Origin of the sequence: Rhizobium sp. X9 (assembly GCF_018873185.1) — a bacterium.
Lineage (GTDB): Bacteria > Pseudomonadota > Alphaproteobacteria > Rhizobiales > Rhizobiaceae > Agrobacterium > Agrobacterium oryzihabitans.
On the sequence record NZ_CP071312.1, the window covers coordinates 1,693,571 to 1,714,867 of the forward strand.

The 21,297-nt window shown below is 64.9% G+C and carries 24 protein-coding genes; 23 read left to right on the forward strand and 1 reads right to left on the reverse strand.

The window, feature by feature from the left end; genetic code table 11:
• Nucleotides 1–86: 86 nt before the first annotated feature.
• The 17 genes from JZY08_RS22685 to JZY08_RS22765 all read left to right on the forward strand — a co-directional run bounded on the left by JZY08_RS22685 (nt 87) and on the right by JZY08_RS22765 (nt 16,658).
• Complete coding sequence (locus JZY08_RS22685; protein ID WP_109614966.1) at nt 87–2,237, forward strand: chromosome partitioning protein ParB; 2,151 nt, start codon at nt 87–89, stop codon at nt 2,235–2,237.
• A gap of 101 nt (nt 2,238–2,338) precedes the next feature.
• Nucleotides 2,339–2,815: a hypothetical protein gene (locus tag JZY08_RS22690; protein WP_109614965.1), complete on the forward strand. Its 477-nt coding sequence runs from the start codon at nt 2,339–2,341 to the stop codon at nt 2,813–2,815.
• Between the two features lie 69 nt (nt 2,816–2,884).
• On the forward strand, nt 2,885–3,151 hold the full coding sequence (locus JZY08_RS22695; protein WP_109614964.1) for a DUF6117 family protein: 267 nt from the start codon (nt 2,885–2,887) through the stop codon (nt 3,149–3,151).
• On the forward strand, nt 3,148–3,444 hold the full coding sequence (locus JZY08_RS22700; protein WP_109614963.1) for a hypothetical protein: 297 nt from the start codon (nt 3,148–3,150) through the stop codon (nt 3,442–3,444). The genes JZY08_RS22695 and JZY08_RS22700 overlap by 4 nt, the downstream gene beginning before the upstream one ends.
• A 425-nt stretch (nt 3,445–3,869) precedes the next feature.
• Entirely contained in the window at nt 3,870–4,034 is a 165-nt protein-coding gene (locus tag JZY08_RS22705; protein WP_170125248.1) for a hypothetical protein, read from the forward strand.
• Nucleotides 4,035–4,209: 175 nt separating this feature from the next.
• The gene (locus JZY08_RS22710) at nt 4,210–4,578 is read left to right on the forward strand and encodes a thermonuclease family protein (protein WP_109614948.1); all 369 of its coding nucleotides are present in this window, start codon (nt 4,210–4,212) and stop codon (nt 4,576–4,578) included.
• 98 nt (nt 4,579–4,676) lie between these two features.
• Nucleotides 4,677–5,234 carry a hypothetical protein gene (locus tag JZY08_RS22715; protein WP_109614949.1) on the forward strand — a complete coding sequence of 186 codons (558 nt, stop codon included), beginning with the start codon at nt 4,677–4,679 and terminating at the stop codon, nt 5,232–5,234.
• A gap of 63 nt (nt 5,235–5,297) precedes the next feature.
• On the forward strand, nt 5,298–5,699 hold the full coding sequence (locus tag JZY08_RS22720; protein WP_109614950.1) for a hypothetical protein: 402 nt from the start codon (nt 5,298–5,300) through the stop codon (nt 5,697–5,699).
• Nucleotides 5,700–5,708: 9 nt separating this feature from the next.
• The gene (locus JZY08_RS22725) at nt 5,709–5,903 is read left to right on the forward strand and encodes a hypothetical protein (RefSeq protein ID WP_109614951.1); all 195 of its coding nucleotides are present in this window, start codon (nt 5,709–5,711) and stop codon (nt 5,901–5,903) included.
• Nucleotides 5,904–5,973: 70 nt separating this feature from the next.
• Nucleotides 5,974–6,390, forward strand: coding sequence for a hypothetical protein (locus JZY08_RS22730; RefSeq protein WP_109614952.1), 417 nt, complete (start codon nt 5,974–5,976; stop codon nt 6,388–6,390).
• A complete protein-coding gene (locus tag JZY08_RS22735; protein ID WP_216331767.1) occupies nt 6,383–7,027 on the forward strand; it encodes an antitoxin of toxin-antitoxin stability system in 645 nt (214 codons plus the stop codon). The genes JZY08_RS22730 and JZY08_RS22735 overlap by 8 nt, the downstream gene beginning before the upstream one ends.
• Nucleotides 7,028–7,185: 158 nt before the next feature.
• Nucleotides 7,186–11,535 carry a strawberry notch family protein gene (locus JZY08_RS22740; protein WP_109614956.1) on the forward strand — a complete coding sequence of 1,450 codons (4,350 nt, stop codon included), beginning with the start codon at nt 7,186–7,188 and terminating at the stop codon, nt 11,533–11,535.
• Entirely contained in the window at nt 11,535–12,578 is a 1,044-nt protein-coding gene (locus JZY08_RS22745; RefSeq protein WP_109614957.1) for a toprim domain-containing protein, read from the forward strand. Before JZY08_RS22740 ends, JZY08_RS22745 begins: the two co-directional genes overlap by 1 nt.
• Nucleotides 12,579–12,915: 337 nt before the next feature.
• Nucleotides 12,916–13,851 carry a DUF2493 domain-containing protein gene (locus JZY08_RS22750; RefSeq protein WP_109614958.1) on the forward strand — a complete coding sequence of 312 codons (936 nt, stop codon included), beginning with the start codon at nt 12,916–12,918 and terminating at the stop codon, nt 13,849–13,851.
• A 162-nt stretch (nt 13,852–14,013) separates the two neighbouring features.
• A complete protein-coding gene (locus JZY08_RS22755; RefSeq protein WP_109614959.1) occupies nt 14,014–14,430 on the forward strand; it encodes a hypothetical protein in 417 nt (138 codons plus the stop codon).
• A 717-nt stretch (nt 14,431–15,147) separates the two neighbouring features.
• Nucleotides 15,148–15,549, forward strand: coding sequence for a single-stranded DNA-binding protein (locus JZY08_RS22760; protein WP_109614960.1), 402 nt, complete (start codon nt 15,148–15,150; stop codon nt 15,547–15,549).
• A gap of 560 nt (nt 15,550–16,109) precedes the next feature.
• On the forward strand, nt 16,110–16,658 hold the full coding sequence (locus JZY08_RS22765) for a hypothetical protein (RefSeq protein WP_216331768.1): 549 nt from the start codon (nt 16,110–16,112) through the stop codon (nt 16,656–16,658).
• Nucleotides 16,659–16,898: 240 nt separating this feature from the next.
• On the opposite strand, the gene JZY08_RS22770 is transcribed toward JZY08_RS22765, so the two are convergent.
• A protein-coding gene (locus JZY08_RS22770; RefSeq protein WP_109614979.1) for an IS3 family transposase occupies nt 16,899–18,004 on the reverse strand; the annotation gives its coding sequence in 2 pieces (ribosomal slippage) (nt 16,899–17,743 and nt 17,743–18,004; 1,107 coding nt in all).
• A gap of 339 nt (nt 18,005–18,343) precedes the next feature.
• Here JZY08_RS22770 and JZY08_RS22775 point away from each other — a divergent pair.
• From JZY08_RS22775 to JZY08_RS22800, 6 genes are all read left to right on the forward strand, one after another.
• Complete coding sequence (locus JZY08_RS22775) at nt 18,344–18,886, forward strand: hypothetical protein (RefSeq protein WP_109614461.1); 543 nt, start codon at nt 18,344–18,346, stop codon at nt 18,884–18,886.
• A 458-nt stretch (nt 18,887–19,344) separates the two neighbouring features.
• Nucleotides 19,345–19,593 carry a helix-turn-helix transcriptional regulator gene (locus JZY08_RS22780; RefSeq protein WP_109614462.1) on the forward strand — a complete coding sequence of 83 codons (249 nt, stop codon included), beginning with the start codon at nt 19,345–19,347 and terminating at the stop codon, nt 19,591–19,593.
• 95 nt (nt 19,594–19,688) lie between these two features.
• Nucleotides 19,689–19,967, forward strand: coding sequence for a DUF2285 domain-containing protein (locus JZY08_RS22785; protein ID WP_109614463.1), 279 nt, complete (start codon nt 19,689–19,691; stop codon nt 19,965–19,967).
• Between the two features lie 112 nt (nt 19,968–20,079).
• Nucleotides 20,080–20,307: a DUF6499 domain-containing protein gene (locus tag JZY08_RS22790; protein ID WP_109614464.1), complete on the forward strand. Its 228-nt coding sequence runs from the start codon at nt 20,080–20,082 to the stop codon at nt 20,305–20,307.
• A 43-nt stretch (nt 20,308–20,350) separates the two neighbouring features.
• On the forward strand, nt 20,351–20,857 hold the full coding sequence (locus JZY08_RS22795) for a DUF2285 domain-containing protein (protein ID WP_244916211.1): 507 nt from the start codon (nt 20,351–20,353) through the stop codon (nt 20,855–20,857).
• 140 nt (nt 20,858–20,997) lie between these two features.
• Nucleotides 20,998–21,279, forward strand: a complete 282-nt coding sequence (locus JZY08_RS22800; RefSeq protein ID WP_109614466.1) for a helix-turn-helix domain-containing protein — start codon at nt 20,998–21,000, stop codon at nt 21,277–21,279.
• Nucleotides 21,280–21,297: the final 18 nt, after the last annotated feature.

Sequence of the window (21,297 nt, forward strand, 5' to 3'; positions counted from 1 at the left end):
TCCTAGAGTGAGAGGGCGGCGCTTCGCTTCGTGACGGGTTTAGGGTCGAGAGAGAGGCTCTCGGCGCCCGTCGCGGAGATACCACGATGGCAAAAGCTGCCAAGAAGAAGCCCACTGTCCCGATGATCGTCTTCTCGCGGGCGCGCGACATTCCGTTCGACCGGATCAGGCTGTCGGACAGCAATGTCCGCGAGATCGACGTCGAGGCAGGTCTGGACGAACTCACCCACGACATCGACCGGCGCGAAGACCTCGTGCAGGGCCTCAATGTCCGCGCGATCCTCGACGACGACGGCAACGAGACCGGCGATTTCGAGACCCCGGCCGGCGGCCGCCGATACAGGTCCATCGCGCGCCTCGTCGAGGCTGGTCGCTTCCCGGGCGACGGGCTCGTCCCCTGCATCGTCAAGAAGGCCGAGGCCAAGACCTCGGCCGTCGACGACTCGCTGGCCGAGAACCTGCTGCGCCTCGCCCTGCATCCGCTCGACCAGTTCAAGGCGTTCAAGCGCATGTTCGACATGGGCATGTCCAAGGAGGAGATCGCCGACGCCTGGCGGACCACGCCGCGCTACATCATGCAGCGTCTTCGCCTCGCGACCGTCGCGCCGTCCCTGCACGATGCCTATGCGCGGAACGAGATGACGCTGGCGATGCTGGAAGCCTTCACCGTCAACCCCGACCACGAGCGCCAGCAGCAGGTCTGGGAGCGCATCAGCACGTCGTGGCAGAAGGAGCCCTGGCAGATCCGCAACATGCTGACCGAGACCACGGTTCCCGCTGCCGACAAGCGCGCCCTCTTCGTCGGTGTCGAAGCCTATGAGGCAGCGGGCGGCCCGGTGCTGCGCGATCTCTTCTCCGATGAGAACGGCGGCTGGTTGCAGGACGTCACGCTCCTCGACCGGCTGGTCGACGAGAAGCTGCGGGTCGTGGCCGACGAGATCGCCGGTCAGGGCTGGAAGTGGATCGACGCTGCAGTTGAACTTCCCTACGGCTACACCAACGGGCTCCGCAGGCTGGTCGGCGTGACCCAGGAACTGACCGACGGGGAGCGCGCCGCCCGCGAGGCGCTGCGCGACGAATATGACGAACTTGAAGCGCAGTATGCCGAAGCCGAGGAACTTCCCGATGAGGTCGATCAGCGGCTCGGGGAGATCGAGGCCGAACTGGAAGCCTTCGAGAACCGGCCCATCACCTTCGCCCCGGAGGATATCGCGCGGGCCGGCGTGTTCGTCAGCATCGGCCGCGACGGTGAGCCGATCGTCAGCAGCGGCTATGTCCGCCCCGAGGACGAGCAACCAGAGACCGTCGACGGCGAGGATGTCGGAGAGTCTGCGGACCCGTCCGATCCCGATGCGGTGCAGCGTGCCGTCATCACCGTCGGCGGCGAGCCGGTCCCGGATGGCGACGATGATGAGGACGATGCCGTCAAGCCGCTGCCCGAGCGGCTGGTGACCGACCTGACGGCCTGGCGAACGCTCGCCCTGCGCAATGCGCTCGCCGAGAATCCGCACGTCGCCATGACGGCCCTGCTGCACAAGCTCGTTCTCGACACCTTCGAGCGCACCTCCACCTCGGGGACGAGCCTCTACGCCGCGGTGCGTTACATCTACCTCCCGGCCGATGCGACCGGGCTTGCGGACAGCGCCGCCGCGAAGATGATCGACGAACGCGCGGACGCCTGGCGGGGGGACATTCCCTCCGGCGATGACGACCGGCTCTGGGACTGGATCGACGGCCTCGACGATGCCAGCCGCCAGGCGCTGCTCGCACATTGCGTCAGCTTCGGCGTCAACGCGCTCTACGAGCGGCCCAACCCCTATTCGGGGAACGGCATCTCGCAGCACGGTCTCGACCGGCGTATGGCCGAGGCCGAACGGTTGGCTCAGGCCACCGGCCTCGATCTGGTCGAAGCGGGCTGGAGGCCGACGGTCGAGAACTACCTGGGCCGCGTAACCAAGACCCGCATCCTCGAAGCGGTGCGCGAGGGCGCCGGCGATCGTGCCGCCGATCTCATCGGGCATCTCAAGAAGGGCGACATGGCAAAGGAGGCAGAACGGCTCCTGGCCGACACCGGCTGGCTGCCGGAGCCGCTGCGCCCCGCCATGGAGGCGCAGGCCGTGGATGGTGCGACAGATCAGGACGACGGCGGCGTGGCGCTGCCGGACTTCCTCGCCGGTGACGATGAGGACGAGGTAGAGGCCGCCGACGGTCCGGTGGCTCTCGTCGCCGCCGAGTGACACCCATCTGCGGGGCGGCCTCCGTCGCCCCGTGTTCCATCCCTTTCCACCCCAAGGCCCGGCATCTCGCCGGGCCGTTTTCGTTTCAGGAGACCAGATTCATGTCTGCTTCCCTCATCTTCGACATCGCGCCGCTCGGCTCGCTCGTGGCCTACAGCGACGGTCAACCGAAGCCGCCCGCGCGCTTCACGAAGAAACTCGCCGCTTGGAAATCCCGCAACGGGGTCGGTCGCCTCGTGCGCAAGGAGCCGGGACGCGAGCGCCTGACCTACACGACCCCGCCGTCCTTCACCGTGCATGAGGGCGATTTCGGCGAAGGCGGCATCATCCTCATCACCGTCATGCGCAGCTACGGCATCGACAGCGATCTGAGCTTCCGGGTGATCGAGCGCCCAAAGATCGGTCAGGTCCGCGTCGTGCAGGATGTCGGGGAGAACGTCGAGCTGCTGCACCTCGCCGAGGACCGCGAGGCGGCCGAACTCTGGCTGGCCAGAAAAGGATACAGCCGCGCCCGTCTTGAGGAGATCACGGCCGACGAGGTTGGCGCCGATGCGATCGAGGGTCGCGCCGCCGCGTGATCATCGCAACCCCATCCACATGGCCCGCTGTCCTTCGACGGCGGGCCATTTTCGTTTCAGGAGAACATCATGGCTATTCCCGATCCCGTCCGAACGAATTTCAACACTCTGCTCCGCGCTGCCGGTGACGGCAATCTGGCGCTGATGGAGTGCCTCGACGCCGAAACCCGCGAGGTGCGCTACGTCCTGTGCGCCGTGGGCCGCGAGGCCGGGGATTACGTCTTCACCCCGTTCGGCCATCTCGCCGATGGCAACCCCTATGACGCATATCTGCCGCCGGACCCAGGCAACCCGACCGGCTTCCTCTCGCAACCCGAGACAGGAGGCGCATCATGATCACCGTCGATGAAATCTTCGCCGACGACCGCCGCAATCCACCCTCGGAGCGGTCGCTTCCCTGGGAGGAAACGCGCGGTGGCCTCACCGTCGTCGTGGAGCCGAAGCCGCATTGGGCCGAGGACATGCGCGCCTTCCGGCTCGATGCCCGCGAATACTGCCGTTATACCGACTGGACCGCACATGGCGCGCGGGCGCGATTCTACGGTCATATCGACACCTCCGGCGACGATGTGATGATGAATGCCCGCGCGATGATCGTCCGCGAGATCGCGGATGGGCTCTGGAACTGAACGGCGCGCACCTTGCACTTGTCACCGGGCCGTCGGGTATCGCTGCACAGGCAGCGATGGATCGAGGTCCAGCTTCACTATTGTGCTGTCAGCTTCTCGCTGCGGAACAGCGGATTCCATCCCCGGCCTGAAACACATCGGGGAAATCAGCGTGGAAACGAGGCTGGCGCGGAAAGGCAACTGCGATGGTTTCCCGGCATCCCGTCAGAGGCAAGGCACCATCCCCCGCTTCCATTCGCGAACCTTGGTCCGGTCGTCTCTTCGTCAATCAACCCGCAAGGGGTCGGCTTACGCGAGCGTGCCGCCCTCGCGGATTCGGGGCACATGCCCGAACGCGCGAGGGTGATTGCAGATCCGGCCGGACACTTCGGGCGCCTGTCGCGCGGGGGATGGTCCCCCGCCTCCAAAGACAGGAGCCGGAACCCATGTCCTATGCAGATGCCATCGCCTTCGCCGCCAGCCTCGCTTCCACGCTGATGGTCTCGATTGTCGTGTTTCAGGCCGGGGACGGAACCCATGCCGCCATGCCCGCCGACGAGTTCGACGGCGACGAGGAGATGGTGAAGCTGGAACTCGATCCATGGAGTTGAGGCGCGAACGCGCCTCAACCCGACGGCCCGGCACCCAGGCACCGTCGGGCCTTCTCCCGTCAATTGCCGCCGATTGCCGCTTCCGTGCCAATCTGCATTGCGATCTCGACCCGCATAGGAAAGAACCGTCGGTGATCATGCCGATTTCGCTCCTTCAAGATGAAAGCCATTCGCCATGTTCAGCCATATTGTCGTTTCCGTCCTGCTCTGCACGGCATCCTGCGAACCGGCCGAAATCCGGGTCTGGGATGGCGATTCCATCCGCTTGAGCACGACGCGGCAAGCTGAGACCGTCCGGATCTTCAACATCGACGCCCCCGAGATCGAGGGGCCGTGCGCGTATGAATCCGGCCTCGCGCTGCAATCGAAGGTCAGACTGGCAGAGCTTCTGAACGGCCGGCGGGTGGAAATCTTGCGCCAAGGCACTGACCGCTATGGCCGGACTCTGGCGGTGATCCGCGTCGAGGGCCGAGATGTCGGAGACATTCTCGTCAGCGAGGGACTCGCCCGAACCTGGGCGGGACGCCGTGAACCGTGGTGCTGATCCACCCCGACAACAAGAGAGTGAGAGGGCGGGCCGGTTGGCCGTGACGGGTTGCAGGCGGGAGAGAGGCTTCCGCCGCCCGTCGTGGAGTAAGCCCCATGACCCTTTCCCGCCACCCCGGATTTACCTCAATCGGCGACATCATCACGCGCGAGGTGCTGCCTCGGCTGCGCCATGCGCAGAAGGTGCCGCTGCGCCTCTCCTGCATCGGCACCGCCGGTTACGAAGGCCTCGACGAGGCCGATGAATTCGACCGCACGGTCGTCATCGGCCAATCCGCATCCGCCGAAGAAGCCATGATCCTCGCCAGCCAGCGCGTCGCGCATGGCGATATCAACGTCGGCACGGACGAGACGTTGCGCTTTCGCCCACGTGTCATCGTCATTCAGGACGGCGATCTCGGCCTGGTTCTCGGCGGCGAGATCCGGGCCGGAATCGTCCTCTGGCAACAGCCCGTCGCCTCCGACGCGGAGGCCCGCCGCATCATCATCGAAGCCAGCCGCTTGCGCGGGCTGGCCTTCGCCGCCTCCGGCCGGGGCGATCACGCGGCAGCCCGCGATCATCGTTTTCGCGCCAGCCTGATCGAGGCGCGGCTGGTCGATCCCTGCTGGCGCGTGACCGCCGCCGAGCTTCTGCGGCTGCCGCAGGCCGCGTGACCCTTTCCCATTTCCACCCCTTGACCCGGCGGTTCGCCGGGCACGGTCCTATGGAGTTTTCCCATGCCAAAATTTGTCGTCAGCAAAAGCCATGACGCCTTCGTCTATTATGAAACCATCCTTGAGGCCGAGACGCCCGATGCGGCTCGCGATCTCGCCCAAAGTGTCCACTACGAGGGCGAATGGCATGCCACCGGCTATACGCAAGAGTTCGACGACTTCGAGATCGACGAGCACAGTGGCGTTCGCCTGCTGGCAGACGGAGAGGCCATCGAGACGTTTTCGACCATCGGTGTCACCGCCCAGGAGCGCGATGCCTTGTTGACGGGCTTGCGGCTGCTTCAGCTTGCCCTTGCGCGCAGCGACATCGACCCCTCACTCGGGGACATCCTCACCAATGACGGTGCGCATGCCGGCCTCGATCTCAACCGGATCGACGCCCTCTGCGAACGCATCAACGTCTAGGAGGCCGCGATGTATTCGACCTATTTGCGCCTCGGCATCCGGGTCTGGGACGGCAACCGCTCCGTCATCCGCGCCGCGCGTCGGAAGCTGGCTCGAACCGCTCTGCACGATCCGGGCAGGCGGGATGCGCGCAAAAACTTCTACCGCGAGATGCTGCGCCACCATGCCGAAGCGCAATGGCGCGTGATGCAATTCCGCCTCTGAGGCCAGCCGCGTCACCGTCCTTCATCCTCGCCCGGCCTCGCGCCGGGCTTTCTCGTTTCAGGAGTCTGAGATGGCAAACTATTTCACGCATTTCTCCTGCCTGCTTGACGTAGGCACCCCGGCAAACGCCGCCCATGCGCTCGACCTCTACAACGCGCTGTCGGAGGAAAACGCCGCCGAAGATCCTCCTTCGGAAGGATTTCTTCTGTCGATCCAGCCCGAGCATGGCGGCACCCAGCTCTGGATGCGCGACGATGGGACCGGCGATCCCGAGCATGTGATCCAGTTCGTCAAGCGCTGCGCGGCCGCGTTCGGCCTGACCGGCTTATGGGGCTTCCAGTACGCAACCACCTGCTCGCAGGCCAGGGTTAACGCCTTTGGCGGTGGCGCGCATGTCCTCGATCTCGCCACCGGCAAGACGGTGGATTGGATCTACAGTGGCAGTTGGTTGGAGATCGTCCTGGACGGAGGCGACCCCTATGCCTGAAGTCATCGAAACCACCGTCTATCGGCTCAACGAGCTTTCCGACGAGGCGAAGGACAAGGCCCGTGCCTGGTATCGCGAGGGCGGCTTCGACTATGAGTGGTATGATGCCATTTATGAGGATTTCCGGCAGATCGCGGAGATCCTCGGCATCGACTTCAAGACCCGCACCGTCCGCCTCATGGGTGGCGGGTCGCGCCAGGAACCGCGCATCTTCTTCTCGGGCTTCTGGTCGCAAGGCGATGGTGCCTGCTTCGAAGGTTCCTATTCCTACCGGAAGAACGCCTCGGCCGCGATCCGGGCCTATGCACCGCAGGATACCACGCTGCACGGCATCGCTGACGCCCTCCAGGCCGTGCAGCGGCGGAATTTCTACCAGCTTCGCGCCGAAGCAACGCATCGGGGGCGCTACCACCACGAATATTGCATGGCGATTTCCGTCACCCGCGACAGTCCGACCTGGCAGGATATGACCGCCGATGCCGAGGACGTCATCACCGAGGCGCTGCGCGATCTCGCCCGCTGGCTCTATCGCCAGCTTGAACGCGAATACGAATACCTGACCTCGGACGAGGCGGTCGATGAGAGCATCATCGCCAATGACTACACCTTCACCGGCTCTGGCCGCCGGTTCGGCTGATTTCGACAAGCGCCCCGCCTGACGGCCGGGCGCTTGTTTCATGTCTGCCATCGCTACGGCTTGAGAGGGAGAGGGCGGCTGGAGGGGATCCGAGCCGGTGCGGTCGAGAGAGAGCGCTGTGCGGCTCGATCCCTTTCCGCTCTCCCGAGGAATCTCCGATGAACATGATCCCCGCATCCGCGGCGGTATCCGCAACCGCGCCGCTGGCGCTCGACCATGACGCCGACACCGCGGAGCGCGTTTTCGCCGCGGCCGGGCTTCTGCTGCCGCATCTCGAACGTGGCCAGCGCATCGATGCCGCCACGCTGCGCGGTGCCATGGAAGCGGCCTTCGGCGCTTCCGACGCCACCGGCGCCTGGACCTGGAAAGTGGCCTACGACGCCTGCGAGGCCGCAACCGTCCTCTTCCTGCGCAAATACGGAAAGCCGCTTTTCCGCAAAGCCGATTCCCCGGCTGCGATCCTGTCCCAGCTCGGAAAGATCGCCGGGCTTCTGCCGACGCATACGCGCCGGTCGGAGGAAGCGCAGACCTTCCAGCAGTTCTCGACCCCGATCCCCCTCGGCTTCGCGGCGGCGACGGCTGCGGCGATCACGCCGGCCGATCGCGTGCTGGAACCCTCGGCCGGAACCGGGCTCCTCGCCATCCTGGCCGAGATCGCCGGCGGCACGCTGCTCGTCAACGAACTCGCCGAGGCCCGCGCCGGTCTCTTGTCTTCCCTCTTCCCGGCCCTTTCTGTCACCCGCTTCGACGCCGCCCAGCTCGATGACCACCTCGATCCCGGCCTGATCCCGACCGTGGTGCTGATGAACCCGCCGTTCTCGGTCATGGCCAACGTCGAGGGCCGCATGGCCGATGCCGCCTTCCGCCATGTCGCCTCGGCGCTGGCGCGCCTGGCGCCCGGCGGGCGGCTCGTGACCATCACCGGGGCAAGCTTCGCGCCCGACAATCCGGCCTGGACCGCCTCTTGGACCCGGCTGCAGGAGCGTGGCCGCGTCAGTTTCTCCGCCGCCGTCGATGGTTCGGTTTATGCCAAACACGGCACGACCGTCCCGACACGACTCACCATCATCGACAAGCTGCCCGCCGAAGATCCGGCGGTGTTTCCGGCAGCGCCCGGCGTCGCCCCGGATGTCGCCACGCTGATGGGCTGGTTTGCGGACCAACTTCCGGCCCGGCTGCCGGTCGATCCCGGCCTGGCCGTGCCGGTGGCACGACTGGCCGCGCCGCGCACCGTGCGAGGCTATGTCAACTGGGCAGCGAAGACCGCACCCGCTGCGCCGCTTGCCGAGCCGGAGGGGGTGCCGCTCGCCTATGAGACGGTGGATTGGGAACCGGCCGAGGCAGACCGCCTCTCCGATGCGATCTATGAGGACTACGGCCTTCAGACGATCTGCATCGCCGGGGCACAGGCGCATCCGACCCAGCTCGTGCAATCCGCCTCGATGGCGAGCATCGCGCCGCCGAAGCCGAGCTACCGGCCGACGCTGCCCGGCGACATTCTCGGCAAGCTGTCCGAGGCGCAGTTGGAGACCGTAATCTATGCCGGCGAGGCCCATGCCGGGTTCCTCGCCGGGGCCTGGACGGTGGACGATACCTTCGACACCCTGTCGGCCGCGTCGGAGGGTGCCACGAGCGCCATCCGTTTCCGGCAGGGCTTCATGATCGGCGACGGCACGGGCGTCGGCAAGGGCCGGGAATCCGCCGCCATCATCCTCGACAACTGGATGCAGGGCCGGCGCAAGGCGGTCTGGATCTCGAAGTCGGACAAGTTGCTGGAAGATGCACAGCGCGACTGGTCGGCGCTCGGCATGGAGCGGCTTCTGGTCACGCCGCTGTCGCGATTCCCGCAAGGCAAGCCCATCATGCTGGGCGAGGGCATCCTATTTTTAACCTATGCCACGCTGCGCTCCGATGATCGCGGAGAAAGGGTTTCCAGGGTCAGGCAGATCGTCGAATGGTTGGGTTCAGACTTCGATGGAGTGGTGATTTTCGACGAGGCGCATGCCATGGCCAACGCTGCCGGAGGCAAGGGAGAACGCGGCGACGTTGCCGCCAGCCAGCAGGGCCGCGCCGGGCTGCGCCTTCAGCACGCCCTGCCGCAGGCCCGCGTCGTCTATGTCTCGGCCACCGGCGCTACCACCGTCCATAATCTCGCCTATGCGCAACGGTTGGGCTTGTGGGGTGGCGAGGATTTCCCGTTCTCGACCCGTGCCGAGTTCATCGAGGCCATCGAAGCCGGGGGCGTGGCGGCGATGGAGGTGCTGGCCCGCGACCTGCGGGCGCTCGGTCTCTACACGGCGAGGTCGTTGTCGTTTAAAGGCGTCGAATATGAACTTCTCGATCACGAGCTGACGCCGGAACAGGTCCGCATCTACGACAGCTATGCCGATGCCTTCGCGATCATCCACAACAACCTGGATGCGGCGATGCAGGCCGCCAATATAACCGGCGGCGATGGCGGCTCCGGCACGCTGAACCGGCAGGCAAAATCCGCCGCGCGCTCGGCCTTCGAGTCTGCCAAGCAGCGGTTCTTTGGCCACCTGCTGACGAGCATGAAGACCCCGACGCTGCTCCGGTCCATCACCGCCGATCTGGAAGCGGGCCATTCGGCCGTCATCCAGATCGTCTCGACCGGCGAGGCGCTGATGGAACGGCGGCTGGCGGAGATCCCCACCGAGGAATGGGGCGACCTGAAAATGGACCTGTCGCCGCGCGAATATGTCCTGGACTACCTCGCCCATTCTTTCCCGGTGCAGCTCTACGAGCCGTTCACGGATTCAGAAGGCAATCTGTCTTCGCGCCCGGTCTATCGCGATGGCCAGCCGGTCGAGAGCCGCGAGGCCGTGGCGCGTCGCGACGAGATGATTGCCAGCCTTGCCAGCCTGCCGCCGGTTCCCGGCGCGCTGGACCAGCTCATCCAGCATTTCGGCACCGACACGGTGGCCGAGGTGACGGGACGCTCGCGACGTATCGTCCGCAAGCGCGGCATCACCATCGACCGCCTGGTGGTGGAGAACCGCGCGGGTTCGGCCAATCTGGCCGAGACCCAGGCGTTCATGGACGACGCCAAGCGGGTGCTGGTCTTTTCGGACGCCGGTGGCACCGGCCGATCCTATCACGCCGAGCTTTCGGCCAGGAACACCCGGCTGCGGGTCCATTACCTGCTCGAAGCCGGTTGGAAAGCGGATACTGCCATTCAGGGCCTCGGCCGCACGCATCGGACGAACCAGAAGCAGCCGCCGCTGTTCCGGCCGATCTCGACCAATGTGAAGGCCGAGAAACGCTTCCTCTCGACCATCGCGCGTCGCCTCGACACGCTGGGCGCGATCACGCGCGGCCAGCGCCAGACCGGCGGCCAGGGTCTGTTCCGGCCCGAGGACAATCTGGAATCGCACTATGCGCGCGACGCGCTCCGCCAACTCTACCTGCTGTTGGTGCGCGGCAAGGTCGAGGGTTGCAGCCTTCAGCGGTTCGAGGCCGCCACCGGCCTGAAGCTGATGGACAGCAACGGCATCAAGGACGATCTGCCCGGCATCACGACCTTCCTGAACCGGCTGCTGGCGCTGACCATCGAGCTTCAGGGCGTGCTGTTCACCGCCTTTGAAGGGCTGCTGACGGCGCGGATCGAGGGCGCCATCGCTTCCGGCACCTATGACGCCGGGCTGGAGACCCTGCGCGCCGAGAGCTTCATCGTCACCGACCGGCAGGTCATCTACACCCACCCCCGCACCGGGGCCGAGACCAGCCTGCTGACGATCACCGAGCGCAAGCGCAACCGGCCGGTGACGCTGGATAGCGCCTTGGCCGAACTCGATGACCCGCGCGCGAAGCTCTTGATCAACGAGCGTTCGGGCCGCGCGGCGGTGCAGATCCCCACCACCAGCGTCATGCTGGACGATGGCGAGATCGAACGCCGCGTCCGCCTCATCCGGCCGATGGAAGCCCATAATGTGCCGGTCCGGATGATGGGCGAGACCCATTGGATCGAGGCCGAGCGGGACGCCTTCGCATCGGCTTGGGAGGCCGAAGTTGCAGAGGTGCCGGAATTCGCGGATAGCACGCTGCATATGGTGACGGGCCTGCTGCTGCCGATCTGGAAGCGTCTGCCCAACGACTCCACCCGCGTCTATCGGCTCCAGACCGATGCGGGCGAGCGCATCATCGGCCGCAAGGTCTCGCCGGCCTGGGCCGCGAATGCGACCACGACCGGCATCGCCAAGGTCACACCGGAGGATGCCTTCGCCGCGCTGATGGAAGGCCGGACGATCCTCGATCTTGCCGAGGGGCTCCAGCTCCGCCGGGTCCGGGTCATGGGTGCCAACCGGATCGAGCTGTCAGGCTTCACCGACACGATGCGCGACCGGCTTCGGGCCTATGGCCTCTTTCACGAGATCATCTCCTGGAAGCTGCGCATGTTCGTACCCGTCGATGCGGCTGGCTCTGCCGTTCTCGCCAAAGTCCTCGACCGCTGGCCGGTCGAGCGTATCGGCGAGCGGGAGGCGGCCTGATGCCCCGGCACGACGCATCCGAGCTGGCGATCCGTCTGGGCCGCGAGGCCGAGGCGGTTTGCCGTCACTACCTGTCGTCCGGCCATCGCGCCGGACGATACTGGCTGGTCGGCGATGTGCAGAACAATCCCGGCCGCTCGATGTTCGTGCGCCTGATCGGCCCGGAGGGCGGCAAGGGTGCGGCAGGAAAATGGACCGATATGGCCACGGGGGAACATGGCGATCTGCTGGACGTCATCCGCGAGACGCTTGGCCTTGTCGACTTCAGGGACGTGGCCGAGGAAGCGCGCCGTTTCCTCGCTCTCCCGCATCCCGAGCCGGAAAAGACGAGGACGCCGACCGGCAACACGTCCAGCGTGGCATCCGGTTCGCCTGAAGCGTCGCGTCGTCTCTTCGCCATGGCGCAGCCGATCCGCGGCACGCTTGCGGAGATCTACCTCAGCGGGCGAGCGATCACCTCCCTCTCCGGCACCGCCGCACTGCGCTTCCATCCCCGGTGCTACTATAGACCTGACGAGCGTTCGCCCACCGAGATCAGGCCGGCGCTCGTTGCAGCCGTCACCGATCTGGCCGGCCATCAGACCGGCGCGCATCGCACCTGGCTCGCCCCGGACGGTTCCGGCAAGGCGGCTGTCGAGACACCGCGGCGGGCGATGGGCGACCTTCTCGGGCACGGGGTCCGCTTCGGCGCCGCCGATGAGGTGCTCGCCGTCGGCGAAGGCATCGAGTCCGTGCTGTCGCCCCGTCAGGTTCTGCCCCGCATGCCGATGCTGGCGGCGCTTTCGGCCGCTCACCTCGCTGCCATCCTGTTCCCGCCGTCCCTGCGCCGGCTCTATGTCTTGTGCGATCGCGACCCGGCCGGGGACGGTGCCAGAGACAGCCTACTCACCAGAGCAGCGAGCTTCGGGATCGAGGCGATATCGCTCACGCCGCGCGAGGGCGATTTCAACGATGATCTGCGACGCCACGGCGCCGATGCCCTCGGGGCGGCCCTGAAGGATCAGCTTCGTCCTGAAGACGCCCGCCGGTTCATGGAGGGGTGAGGGTGTAATCGGCCCCGGAGGCACGGCCCGGCTCGGCGCCTGCCGGTTTCGCTCATCTGTCATCGGCAGGTGCATCCTTCGTCGGAGAGTCCCGCGCCCACGGCCTTCTGAGAGGGCGATCGGCGCACAAACGGGCCGGGCAGGCAATGGCCGGGAGCGGACTATTTTCCGCCGGCGGGGACGAGCCCCGCCTTTGCATCGCGAAAGTCAAAATAGCCCGCACCCGGCCATCAAGGCCCTCGCGGAGCGGGCGAGGGCTGCCAACCCGTCCCGTCCGTGCGCTTCGACGCCTGCGAAGGCCGCGATGGGCGCGGTCTCCAGACGAAGGACGCTCCCGATGACGAACGAAACCGAATACGCAGGCGACGAGCCTTTCCACACCTCCTCCCAGACCGATCACGCCCTCACCGAACTCCAGCTCTACGGCTGGCGCCCGTTCCAGGACGAACCCGATCCCCGGCCGCTGCCCGAGGGCAATACCGTCGCCGCCGCCATCGCCGACATCTTCGACGCCCTCGTCGCGACGCTCGGCGATACCCGCCTCGAACCCGACCTCGAAGATCTGCTCTGGGGAGCCGTCAATATATTCCACCGCGCCACCAGCCGGGTCGAACGCGATCTCGACGACAACGAGCAGGCGCAGCGCCGGATGCAGCGGGAACAGGATGGCAGCGAGGTGAAGTCGGTCGAACTCGAACGCCTCACGGCCGAGGGGCAAACCCTGATCGAACGGCGCAACAGCATGGAACTCTTCCGCGACCTCGCCGCCGAGGCTTTCGAGCATCACACCGGCAGCGCCTGGCGGCCGCGCACCGGCTCGATGGTCAACCATCGCAACCTGACCGCCGCGATGATCGACAGCCGCGACTTCCTTGCCGCGAAACGCCGGGCTGAGACCGAGGTGCTGCTGCCCGCCGGCCCGAAGGTGGCCGTGACCGGCGGCGCCGACTTCAACGACCACCACCTGATCTGGGCGAAGCTCGATCAGGTCCATGCCAAGCACGCCGAGATGGTGCTGCTGCACGGCGGCTCGCCGAAGGGGGCGGAACTGATCGCCTCCCGCTGGGCCGATCACCGCAAGGTGCCGCAGGTCGCCTTCCGGCCCGACTGGACGAAGCACGGCAAGGCCGCGCCCTTCAAGCGCAACGATGCCATGCTGGACGTGCTGCCGGTCGGCGTCCTCGTCTTCCCCGGCACGGGGATTCAGGAGAACCTCGCGGACAAGGCCCGCAAGCTCGGCATCCCGGTCATGAAGTTCGACGGCGGCGCGTAAGCGCCGCCCTCTGGCGGCTGAAAGGCCGCCAGACCTTGACAGTCGGCCCGCATCCGCCTTTGATGGAGCATCCCTGAAGAACCGGCGAAGCAGCATAGTCGCAGGCGGAGCGCATCTTCCGGCAGCCTGTCGCGCAACTCAACCGTTCCGCTGGAGGTTTCCATGACGCTGATCCTACTCGCCATTTCTCTGACCCTCACCGCCTGCGTGATCGCCTGGAATCTCGCGATCTATGCTCTCCCGGTCATGACCGCCATTACCGCCGCTCAATTTGCCTGGGGTGCCGGAGCTGGCGTCCTGTTGTCCGGCCTTAGTGCCGCAGGAGCCGCCCTGCTGTCGGTCGCAATGGTGATTCTGGTTCTCGGCTTCGCCCGGAATCCCGTTCTGCGTTTCATCGCGCTGGCTCTCTTCGCAGTGCCCGCCGTCATCGCAGGCTATGCGCTGGTCTATGGCATCACCAAGAACGCCATCGACTCGAGCCTCGCCCTCAACCTGCTCGGCGGCATCGGTGGCCTTGTCATCGGCGTCTCGGCCATCATCAATCTGAACGCCCTCGGGGAGTCCGTGTTCTCGCGCTGAAACGGCGGGACGATCCTCTTCCAAGGCAAAACCCGGCGGCTTGCGCCGCCGGGTTCCGGGTGTCCCGTACAAGTGCTGGGCGGTCATGTCATCGCTGCCTTGCCCCAATCGCTCTGGGTTTGCTTCGCCCGCCTTGGAAATCTGTCATCGGTATGATTCCCGCAGCCGTAGCGCTCAACCCCCGCCGCGTCCATCCACTCCTTTCCGTGAGTGCAGCCGCGAACCAGCACCTTCATTGTCGCCTTGCGCAATGACACTGGACCGGACCCTCCTCAGTCGAAGCAAGGCAACGCCGTGCCATTGGTTCTTTCCGGACCCGATGGCCGTTTCCTTCTCGACGCGGAGGACACGGCCTTCCGGCGGCGAGCGCAAGGGCGGCCGGTAAGAAGGGTGGATGAGCGGCGGCGGCACCGGATAGTCCGGGTTCAAGGGCCTGTCTGTTCGCTGTTGCCGGCACTGACGATGAACGTGCTGTGCGTCTCCGATCTGCTCTCGAAAGCACCAATCCCTCCGACTGACTGATCCCCTAAGTCCGTTCGGTTTCCACCAGCAACCCCCGCGGCTCCCAGCCGTGTTGCCGCGCAAGCGCGGCTGCCCGCCCCACCTGGGGCCTTAGGGGCAAGCTGCCGCCAAGGCGGCAGTTGCGGGAGTCTCCCGACGGCCTTGGCCGGGTCTCGTCGGAGGGATGGTCCCTCCGAGGAGCAACGGAGACTTACAATGCAGAACATCGTCATCCTCGCCGGCAACATCGGTCAGGCCCCCGAAACCCGCACCACCCAGGGCGGCACCGGGATCACCCACTTCACTCTGGCCACCTCGCGCCCCCGCTACTCGGAAGGCCGCGTCCTCCGCGACGAGAACGGCTATCGGGTCCAGGACACCGAATGGCACCGCATCACCTGCTTCAACGGCCTCGGCAAGACGGTCCAGCAGCATTGCGACAAGGGCATGAAGGTGCTGGTTCGCGGCCGCATCCACTACACCAAGTGGATGGACGCGGCGGGGGTTGAGCGCTACGGCTGCGAGATCATCGCCGAGACGGTCGATTTCCTGAGCCGGGCGAAGCAGACCGAGAACGACGACGGCAAGTTCATCGACGAAGATGACATCCCGTTCTGAGCGGAACGCCCGGAACCCGGCGGCGCAAGCCGCCGGGTTTTCCCGTGTTCACGTCGGATCGCCCGGCTGTTTCAGTGCAATATTTCCGGCCGGAGCCGCTGCGCGCTCATGGGCGCTGGCGTTCCGATTTCTTTGTCGGAGCATCGGATCGGTTCCAAAAACCGGGAACCACTTTTTGGTCCGATGCTCCCCGAATGAAAGGGGGGCAAGCCGCCCCTCTCAAACTCTCCCCATGAAGGGCCAGGGCAAAGCCCCGCCCCCTCAAACTCCCCCACCCATGGAGGGGCTTCCCCTCCAAACCTCCCCTTTGCCGTTGTGCCGAATATTGTCGCGGCCCCTGGTCGGGGCCGCGGTGCTCCTCTCTCTCTGACCTCGGATCATGCACCAGCCACTCCGGCGTCAAGGACTTCACGGTTCCCCCCAATTTTCAGTCGCCGCCCGAGACGGGCAGCGCCAGAAAATCGGAACCCCCGCTCACCGCCGCAGGCGGTCGCTACGCGATCCCTGACCCCTCGCGGCAACAGTGCAGGCTCCTTCCGTCAGAACGAAAGGAGAAACAAATGTCTGATCTCGATTTCCTCGATCTTTCCCGGCAGCTTGGCGCCTTGAGGACTGCGGTTCGCAAGAACCTCGTCAGGTGCGACACCCGCTTTGCGCAGTCCCTCCATGAAAAGCTGCTTGTTGCCCTCAATGGCCATCTCAAGACCTGCCGCGAGGGTGCGAGGGTCCAGCGGCGGCTGCGGACCGAGACCGATCCCGCCGCGCGCGAGGTTCTTGAACAAACCCTCGGCGACTGCGTGGGCGATCTCGAATCCGGCGGGCGAGGCTTCTATCCTTGGCATCTGCTGGATGCAGTGGATCGTGACCCGGACTTTGGCGGATACCGCCATCCCGTTGCGGCGATGTGGTGCCACGGCCCGATCCCGGAACGGATGACCGTTGGCGACGAGCATCTGTGCGGTCTTGGCCCGATCCTCCAGAAGATAGTCGCGCAGACAGGAATTCGCTTCACCACCTATCTCTGCGATGCCAGCATCGGCCCCGAAGGCGCAGGGCATCTCGATCCCGAAATCTACGAGCGCCCGATCAACAATTTCCGATACCGATAACGAGGTGGCGGGCGGCCGAAGCCGCCCGCCACCTCTCCCACGTCTATGAAGACATGCCGACCGGATCGACCGCTCGGCATGTCTGATGAAAGGGGGGCAAGCCGCCCCTCTCAAGCTCTCCCCATGAAGGGTCAGGGCAGAGCCCCGCCCCCTCAAACTCCCCCACCCATGGAGGGGGTGGTCCACCCCCTTGGGCTGCTCCCCGATGCGCCCTCGGCAAGGGCTAGAGTTTTCCGGCCTTCATTGGCAACACGGGCTGGTTGCGTGTGCCGATTTCATGAGCGCGGCCGGGACCTTGTTCCCGATCGCGCCGTGTGGCCGCTGCTCATTGTAGTCTCTACGCCAAGCCTCCAACTTTTCCGCCGCGTCCGCAAGGCTCAGGAACCAGTGGGCGCTTAGGCATTCCGCCCGCAGCCGGCCGTTGAATGCCTCGATGAAGGCATTGTCGGTCGGCTTGCCCGGCCTTGAGAAGTCGAGCGTCACGCCACGCTGATAGGCCCACAGATCGAGGTCACGGGAGATGAACTCCGATCCCTGATCCACTCGGATCGTCTTCGGATATCCAGTGCGTGAGCAGACACGCTCCAGCGTGGCAACCACATCTTCGCCCCGATAGCTGAACCGTGGATCGAGCACGGGCGAGTAGCGCGAGAACGTGTCGACCACGGTCAGAACCCGCATCTTGCGGCCGGTCGCCAACTGGTCGTGCACGAAGTCCATGGCCCACACGTCATTCGGGCCGACGGCTTCGGCGCGATCCTCGCGCAGCTTTGCCTTCACACGTCGCTTGGGCGTCTTGTTCCTGAGCTGCATGCCCAACTCCCTGTAAATCCGATATGTCTTCTTCTGGTTGATCGGCCACCCCTCCCGCTTGAGCAGGACATGCACGCGCCGATAGCCGAAACGCACGCGGGCCTGACAAATCTCCCTCATCCGCTGCTCCAGAGCGGCCTGGTCGGGCCGACGTGACTTGTATCGGTAGGTCTTCGGGTCGAACAGGATCGCCGCACAGGCACGGCGGATCGAGATTGCCCAGTCCGATCGCATCACATCGACCAGCGTTCTCTTCCGGCCAGGCCTCAGATTTTTCGCCGGACGATGTCCTGCAGCATCTCCTTGTCGAGGCTGAGGTCCGCCACGATCTTCTTCAGCCGCGTGTTCTCTTGCTCCAGCTCGCGCAGCCGCTTCATGTCCGACGGCATCATGCCGGAATACTTCTTCTTCCAGTTGAAGTAGGTCGCTTGGCTGATCCCAGCCTTCCGGCAGATCTCCGCCACCGACATGCCGTCTTCGCCCTGCTTGATGATGAACGCCTTCTGCGCGTCCGAAAATTGCGATGCCTTCATCGCTTCCGCTCCTCTCCCAGCCAGGAAAATGGCGCGGAAAACTCTAAGCCGATTCGAGGGCGTTTACCGGAGGCAGATCACCCTCCAAACTTCCCCGGCCCATGCGGTCGCGGCCCCTGATCGGGGCCGCGGGCTCCTCTCTCTCTGACATCCTATTGTGCACCCGCCACTCCGGCGTCAAGGACGAGTGATTCCCCCAAATTTCCGACCCGTCCCTGCGGGCCGCGCCAGAAATTCGGCTCCCCCACTCGCCGCCGCTGGCGGCCGCGTGCCGCGGTCCCTGACCCCTCGCGCCTACGGTGCGGACACCTTTTCGTCAGAACGAAAAGGAGGCTTCTTATGCGTGATATCGACTTTCTGAAACTCTACGCCAGCGCGACCGGCTTGCGGATCATGGTGCTGGCGAACAGGCTTGGTTGCGAGACCGAAACAGAGCGCGTGCTTCACGACTGGGTGGAGCAGTTCCTCAGCCGGTTCATCACCTTCACGCGGGGCGCGCTGGCGGCGGAGCGGCGCGTCCTCACCAATACGGATCCGTCGCAGGACGCGGACCTTGACGAAGAACTCTACTACTTCCGAGCGAACTACGAGGACTTTTGGTGTGAGGAAGGCGACTACGATCTCTGGGACGTCGTGCCGTCGGGAATGGTCGGGTTCAGGCGCATCCTCGGTCAAATCCATCGGGATCTACGGGTCTTTCTCTCCTCCAGCGGCTTGGCCCTCCCGAAGGAGTTGCCACCAATGAGATTTCCATCACATGAAATCGACCCCGAAGACATTGACCCGGAATGCTATGAAGACCTGCATGGCTTCGACGACGACGGCAACATCTCGGCAATCTACGCCCTCCTGCACGGCTGCGATCGAAACGATGGCTCATAGTGCGTGGAAGAGAGGCGGCTGTCGCCGCCTCTCTTCCTTGCGTTGAACGATGAGCCGAGGCAGCCGGATCGACCGGCCACCTCGACTGATGAAAGAGGGGCAAGCCCCCTCTCAACACTCTCCCCATGAAGGAAGGGGCAAGCCCCCTCCTTCAAACATCCTCCCCAAGGGAAGGGCTGAAGCCCCTCCCTTGAACCCTCCCATGGGAAGGAGGCGACGGTTCCCTCGCCCTCCTTCCCAAACCCATCCTCCTCTCCCCAAAGATGATTCGGTGAGATCGGCCTCTCACAGCGTTGGAGGCTGTGCTTTCCGACGACCGAATCAGATAACGGGCGATGTCGAGAAACTTCGCTGAAAAAGGGGGTTCCTCTCAGATTCCGAATGACGTTTGATCTGGGAGCGACTATTTTAGTCGTAGTTCTGGAGTGTGTGCAGGTCCGAATGGGAGGTGATCATGTATGATCACCGCCCGACAATCACGGGCCGCACGCGCGCTGCTGGGATGGACACAGGAGACGCTCGCTGACAGGGCTCGCATATCGCTGACTGCGCTCAAACGCCTCGAATCCGAGAACCGGCTTGAGGTGTTCGAGTCGACGCGCGATCAGGTACGCCGCGCCCTCGAAACAGCCGGGATCGTTCTCTTGTCAACAGACAAGGGCGAAGGCGTATTGCTCCTGCATGACAGGACCGACGTTCAAAGATAGTGTCGCGGATCGCGTGATGACCAATTCTTGTTAGAGAAAATGGCTACCTCCTACGGGAGACGGTTAACGAACATGTAACCTGCGAGTATAGGAGAATGATGGGACAGGGCACGCAGACGTTTGTCGACGAACCACCCTCCGGTGATACGCTCACCTCTTATGATCGCGAGCATATGAAGCTTTATATGCGCCTTCTCGACGCCGAGCGGGACGGTGCTGATTGGCGTGAAGCGGTGCGAATCCTCTTCGGACTCGATCCCGAACGCGATCCTGAACGATGTCGTCTCATTCATGACTCACATCTTGCGCGCGCCCATTGGATGACTGAGGGCGGCTATCGCGAGCTGGTTCGCGAAAGCCAGCGGAAGTCATGATCGTGATGCGGGGCATGCATCACCTGTTGATCGGCGGCTGGCTTCCTTAACTCAACCCGAAGGTGAATCGTAAATCCTACCAGATTCCTGTACCGAATCTCTGGAGGCTGCGATGACGACACCCAACGCATCGATCTGGCGTTCCTCGGCGGAATACGAGCATCTGGATGTGATGACGGCATCCGATCTGGCTTGGGAATGGCTCCGCCGAAACGACAGCTATGACGCAGATTTTGAAGCTTCGGCCTCTGGCCGTGGAGACCCCACCGCGCTGAGGGACCATATCCGTCAGCGGTGGGGACTGCGATTTCCCTGTCGATCCCCAGACGCCACCTCCTGATGCCCCCGTCTTCTGGCTTCCACAGGAGGATACAAGCGTTGTCGTGCTGACCGAAGCCCCTGCGGATATCGGTGGCGATATTGATTATGCTCCTGCGGCAGACTTGCGGCACGATCTCCGGATGGGCGACGCCGATGCAGAATTCCGCTTCGCTCTCGGCAACGGGCAATATCTTCAGATCCTCGACCGCAATATCGATGGCGGCACAATCGCCGTCGCCGTCATCCCGCTTGATCTCGACGGATTCGACCGTATTGAAGCCGTTCGCCGGCTCCTCTCAGCTTTGCATGGCCGCGCGATCCCACCGGACACACGATTGACCCGGCAGCAACGTGCACGCCTGCGACGGATGCTACGCGCTTTCGACGGCCATAAAGCCGGGGCAACGCAGCAGGAGATCGCGGAAGAACTCCTCAACATTCCTAGACTCAGCCGTGACGAATGGCAGGCATCCTCGGCCCGTCATACCATCAAGGCGCTCCTGCGCGATGCCCGATCCATGGTCGCGGGCGGCTATCGGAAACTCCTGCGTCATCGCCGCCCCCGCTAACGCGATTCCGCGCTCCCGATGGTGGGCGATTTCGATACCCCCCAATTTCGCCCTGCAACTCGCCGGTTCTTCTTCGCCACCGTGGTCGTTGCCCGCCGCTGATCCGCAGCGGCCGTCTCAACACCACGGAGGCCCGTTCCATGCCGCACGAACCTGTCGTTTTGCCGCCGCGCTTTCTTCGCACCAAGGAAGCCGCCGAATTCCTCAGTCTCTCCGCCCGCACCCTCGAAAAACACCGCACCTACGGCACCGGCCCGGCCTATCGCAAGCTCGGCGGGCGTGTCGTCTATGCGATCGACGATCTGGAGACCTGGGCCGATCGCGGCGCGGTGACGTCCACCTCCGACCCGCGCGGGAGGGTGTCGCCGCCGAGACGCCAATCGGTCGGCTCCGGCCCCCGGGCCGGCCGCTACGCGCGCTGACCGCTCGCAGTTCCCTTC

Excerpts from the sequence above, each read along its gene's own strand:
- JZY08_RS22710 (WP_109614948.1), top strand. The coding sequence starts at position 4,210 with ATGTTCAGCCATATTGTCGTTTCCGTCCTGCTCTGCACGGCATCCTGC.
- JZY08_RS22765 (WP_216331768.1), top strand. The coding sequence starts at position 16,110 with ATGTCTGATCTCGATTTCCTCGATCTTTCCCGGCAGCTTGGCGCCTTG.
- JZY08_RS22715 (WP_109614949.1), top strand. The coding sequence starts at position 4,677 with ATGACCCTTTCCCGCCACCCCGGATTTACCTCAATCGGCGACATCATC.
- JZY08_RS22800 (WP_109614466.1), top strand. The coding sequence starts at position 20,998 with ATGCCGCACGAACCTGTCGTTTTGCCGCCGCGCTTTCTTCGCACCAAG.
- JZY08_RS22725 (WP_109614951.1), top strand. The coding sequence starts at position 5,709 with ATGTATTCGACCTATTTGCGCCTCGGCATCCGGGTCTGGGACGGCAAC.
- JZY08_RS22720 (WP_109614950.1), top strand. The coding sequence starts at position 5,298 with ATGCCAAAATTTGTCGTCAGCAAAAGCCATGACGCCTTCGTCTATTAT.
- JZY08_RS22755 (WP_109614959.1), top strand. The coding sequence starts at position 14,014 with ATGACGCTGATCCTACTCGCCATTTCTCTGACCCTCACCGCCTGCGTG.
- JZY08_RS22785 (WP_109614463.1), top strand. The coding sequence starts at position 19,689 with ATGATGGGACAGGGCACGCAGACGTTTGTCGACGAACCACCCTCCGGT.
- JZY08_RS22730 (WP_109614952.1), top strand. The coding sequence starts at position 5,974 with ATGGCAAACTATTTCACGCATTTCTCCTGCCTGCTTGACGTAGGCACC.
- JZY08_RS22685 (WP_109614966.1), top strand. The coding sequence starts at position 87 with ATGGCAAAAGCTGCCAAGAAGAAGCCCACTGTCCCGATGATCGTCTTC.
- JZY08_RS22790 (WP_109614464.1), top strand. The coding sequence starts at position 20,080 with ATGACGACACCCAACGCATCGATCTGGCGTTCCTCGGCGGAATACGAG.
- JZY08_RS22775 (WP_109614461.1), top strand. The coding sequence starts at position 18,344 with ATGCGTGATATCGACTTTCTGAAACTCTACGCCAGCGCGACCGGCTTG.
- JZY08_RS22740 (WP_109614956.1), top strand. The coding sequence starts at position 7,186 with ATGAACATGATCCCCGCATCCGCGGCGGTATCCGCAACCGCGCCGCTG.
- JZY08_RS22705 (WP_170125248.1), top strand. The coding sequence starts at position 3,870 with ATGTCCTATGCAGATGCCATCGCCTTCGCCGCCAGCCTCGCTTCCACG.
- JZY08_RS22780 (WP_109614462.1), top strand. The coding sequence starts at position 19,345 with ATGATCACCGCCCGACAATCACGGGCCGCACGCGCGCTGCTGGGATGG.
- JZY08_RS22750 (WP_109614958.1), top strand. The coding sequence starts at position 12,916 with ATGACGAACGAAACCGAATACGCAGGCGACGAGCCTTTCCACACCTCC.
- JZY08_RS22735 (WP_216331767.1), top strand. The coding sequence starts at position 6,383 with ATGCCTGAAGTCATCGAAACCACCGTCTATCGGCTCAACGAGCTTTCC.
- JZY08_RS22760 (WP_109614960.1), top strand. The coding sequence starts at position 15,148 with ATGCAGAACATCGTCATCCTCGCCGGCAACATCGGTCAGGCCCCCGAA.
- JZY08_RS22695 (WP_109614964.1), top strand. The coding sequence starts at position 2,885 with ATGGCTATTCCCGATCCCGTCCGAACGAATTTCAACACTCTGCTCCGC.
- JZY08_RS22690 (WP_109614965.1), top strand. The coding sequence starts at position 2,339 with ATGTCTGCTTCCCTCATCTTCGACATCGCGCCGCTCGGCTCGCTCGTG.
- JZY08_RS22700 (WP_109614963.1), top strand. The coding sequence starts at position 3,148 with ATGATCACCGTCGATGAAATCTTCGCCGACGACCGCCGCAATCCACCC.
- JZY08_RS22745 (WP_109614957.1), top strand. The coding sequence starts at position 11,535 with ATGCCCCGGCACGACGCATCCGAGCTGGCGATCCGTCTGGGCCGCGAG.